Annotated in this window: 1 protein-coding gene; it reads right to left on the bottom strand. The window is 41.7% G+C overall.

Annotated elements, in window-relative coordinates:
• A partial coding sequence (locus Q0017_RS13485; RefSeq protein ID WP_367277123.1) for an immunoglobulin-like domain-containing protein occupies positions 1–3,505 on the bottom strand: 3,505 nt, incomplete at both ends.

Raw genomic sequence — 3,505 nt, 5'->3', positions numbered from 1 at the left:
CTGGTGTTTCTGGTGTTTCTGGTGTTTCTGGTGTTTCTGGTGTTTCTGGTGTTTCTGGTGTTTCTGGTGTTTCTGGTTCAGTAACTGGTGCTTCGGTCACTGTTTCAGTCGCTGCTTCAGGTTCAGTTGATGGCGCTTCTGTTTCAGGCTCAGTTGATGGCGCTTCTGTTTCAGGCTCAGATTCTGGTGTTTCAGTCGCCGTTTCAGGTTCAGGTGTTAATATCTGCTCTAGTTCTTCACGACTCATCAGAAAACCAGCTTCTTCATAAGCAATCTGTCCATCATTAATTGCTGCCGCATTAAAGCTAGCAACTAGCTGATCGCCAATATAAAAGCTAATCGTATCGCCTAACTGATAGTCAAAAGCCCCTTCGTTTAATTCACCCGAAAGGCCGGAGCTAGTTTGGTAAGTTAGTCCTTCAAATGACGCCTCAATAAGTCTTGCGCTTGAAGCGTTGTTGCCGGCAGTTTCAGGTTCTTCATCGGTAGCACCGTCTTCACTTTCTTCATCGGTAGTACCGTCTTCACTTTCTTCATCGGTAGCACCGTCTTCACTTTCTTCATCGGTAGCACCGTCTTCACTTTCTTCATCGGCAGTACCGTCTTCACTTTCTTCATCGGCAGTACCGTCTTCATCATCTGAAGCTGGCTTGTTAGTATCTAGCTCACCAACAACAATGGTTGTTGTGTAGGTGTCGCTAAAGCTGCCTACACCATCACCTGCTTGGAACTGGAAGCTTCCATCTGCTTCGCTACCTTCATTGGGCTCAAATACCAACAAACCTAGCTTTATATCCGACAAAGAGATGGTGTCGTTTGCTGAAATTTCGACCTTAGAGCTTTCTGTAGCAACATTGCCTTCTTTATCTATAACAGTCACACCTTTTTCAATAATGCGATAAAGGCTACCATTTTCTGGTTCTGAAACAATTTTAATAACCTGAACGCCTTCAGAGAGATCATCACCAAAGTCATTTGTTTTAAGGGTGTAGGGTGTATCTACATTGGTAGTAATGCTGTCATCAGAAGACGTGGGTGTTAGAACACCTGAAAAGTTAAAGTCCTCTGTTGCTGGGTTTACTTTTTCATAGTTTCCGCCAGTAACCTTGACGACATTTACAACAACTTTAGATAAATCATTGCCTAAATCATTGGCATCAACAGTAAACGAGCCTCTACCCGTAGCATTTAGTTCAACTTGCATCTCTTTTCCATTCACTTCAACAGTCGCTACTGCTTTTCCTTGTGGTGGATACCTTTCGTCCATCTGAATTGCAAAGGTAACCTGACCATCTTGATCTACGGTCATATCGTTAGAGTCTAATGCTTGCTTATAGCTGATTTCGTGAATTAGGTAGTCATCTACCTTGGTTGGTGCTGTGAACTCAACTTTATCAAACGATAAGATGTTTCCATCGGCATCAGGCAGCTCAAAAGTGAAAGCTTCATCAACTTTGTCAGAACTACCTTTAGCATTAACTTCTTTTATTTTATTACCCTCAGCATCATAGTAGGTCACTATGGCTTTAGTGGTACTTTTACCATCACCAGTTACTTGTGCTGAACCAATGACTTCACCATTGTTAGTAAAGGTAAGCTCGGCAGTTTCATGGTTGTTTCTCCATGCAAAAGAAACATCAATTGAGTTCACATCTTTGTCAAAATCAACAACAATTTTTTCACCTAAGCCTAGCTCTTTGGTGTCACCGTTAGACTTCTCAACACTTTTACCATTGATTTTGGTTTCTACACCAAACCCATCGTGGTTAGTTCCTTTAATAACCGATAGCTTGGCTTCGTTTCCGTCATTACTAATGGCTGTAATCGTTACACCATTAGAACCATCAACTGCTGAACTTGAGTTAATGGTTTGTGCTTTTGCTGTAGCTGTTATTGTTACATCAACAGGCGTTTCAGTGTCTAACACTTTAGCTGTTGCAGTGTCATTACCATCAATTTTTATTGGCTTGAAGTTGCCTTCTGTTGAAGTGATTTTTGCTGTTAGCTTGCTCGAGTCTTTATAAACATCTTCTGTGTTATTGCTAGCAACTTTTAGTGAGCCAGTTGTTTCTTGGTCAGCAATAGTAATCGTACCTTGGTCTGTGACTATTATTGTTTCGCCCTGCGACTTCTCACTTAACGTAGCAGTGAACACATAAGAGGTGTCGTCTGCACCTTCATTTACCTCTGATGCAGTAAACTTAACTGTTGCAGGTGAAAGATCAAACTTACCTGTTGCTGGGTTTACTTTTTCGTAGTTTCCGCCAGTAACCTTGACGACATTTACAACAACTTTAGATAAATCATCGCCTAAATCTTTGGCATCAACAGTAAACGAGCCTCTACCCGTAGCATTTAGTTCAACTTGCATCTCTTTTCCGTTCACTTCAACAGTCGCTACTGCTTTTCCTTGTGGTGGATACCTTTCGTCCATCTGAATTGCAAAGGTAACCTGACCATCTTGATCTACGGTCATATCGTTAGAGTCTAATGCTTGCTTATAGCTGATTTCGTGAATTAGGTAGTCATCTACCTTGGTTGGTGCTGTGAACTCAACTTTATCAAACGATAAGATGTTTCCATCGGCATCAGGCAGCTCAAAAGTGAAAGCTTCATCAACTTTGTCAGAACTACCTTTAGCATTAACTTCTTTTATTTTATTACCCTCAGCATCATAGTAGGTCACTATGGCTTTAGTGGTACTTTTACCATCACCAGTTACTTGTGCTGAACCAATGACTTCACCATTGTTAGTAAAGGTAAGCTCGGCAGTTTCATGGTTGTTTCTCCATGCAAAAGAAACATCAATTGAGTTCACATCTTTGTCAAAATCAACAACAATTTTTTCACCTAAGCCTAGCTCTTTGGTGTCACCGTTAGACTTCTCAACACTTTTACCATTGATTTTGGTTTCTACACCAAACCCATCGTGGTTAGTTCCTTTAATAACCGATAGCTTGGCTTCGTTTCCGTCATTACTAATGGCTGTAATCGTTACACCATTAGAACCATCAACTGCTGAACTTGAGTTAATAGTTTGTGCTTTTGCTGTAGCTGTTATTGTTACATCAACAGGCGTTTCAGTGTCTAACACTTTAGCTGTTGCAGTATCATCACCATCAATTTCTATTGGCTTGAAGTTGCCTTCTGTTGAAGTGATTTTTGCTGTTAGTTCGCTCGAGTCTTTATAAACATCTTCTGTGTTATTGCTAGCAATTTTTAGTGAGCCTGTTGTTTCTTGGTCAGCAATAATAATCGTACCTTGGTCTGTCTCGATTTTTGTTTCGCCCTGCGACGGCTCACTTAACGTAGCAGTGAACACATAAGAGGTATCGTCTGCACCTTCATTAACGGTTAATGCAGTAAACTTAACTGTAACTGGCTCAGGCGTAACAGGATCGGTCGGCGCATCTGTCGGTGCGTCCGTTGGTGCATCAGTCGGTGCATCAGTCGGTGCATCAGTCGGTGCATCAGTCGGTGCATCAGTCGGTGCATCAGTCGGTGC

The sequence above is a fragment of the uncultured Acinetobacter sp. genome (assembly GCF_947624825.1).
GTDB lineage: Bacteria > Pseudomonadota > Gammaproteobacteria > Pseudomonadales > Moraxellaceae > Acinetobacter.
Note: the sequence above shows the minus strand (reverse complement) of the source record. Positions and strands in the feature narration are given on the sequence as shown.